Annotated in this window: 1 protein-coding gene; it reads right to left on the bottom strand. The window is 71.6% G+C overall.

From position 1 onward, the window contains the following. Positions 1-222 (bottom strand): M20/M25/M40 family metallo-hydrolase (locus ASG00_RS18615; RefSeq protein WP_235559611.1); only part of this gene is annotated, 222 nt, incomplete at both ends.

The following is a 222-nucleotide window of genomic DNA, read 5'->3' on the forward strand; positions in this document are numbered from 1 at the left end:
CCCTTGTCGTCGATCGCGCCACGCGCACGGATCGTCTCGTCCTCGCCCTCGCCGAACACCGTCGGAGAGAAGGGCGGGGTCGTCCACTCGGCGGGGTCTGCGGGCACGACGTCCTGGTGCGCCATGAGAACGAGCGGGGCGCCGGAGCTGAGTCCCGGCCAGCGGATCAGCAGCGCGTGGCCGGCGACCAGCTCCACCTCGAGTCGTTCGTGCACGAGAGGG

This window comes from Microbacterium sp. Leaf351 (genome assembly GCF_001423825.1).
Taxonomy (GTDB): Bacteria; Actinomycetota; Actinomycetes; order Actinomycetales; family Microbacteriaceae; genus Microbacterium; species Microbacterium ginsengisoli.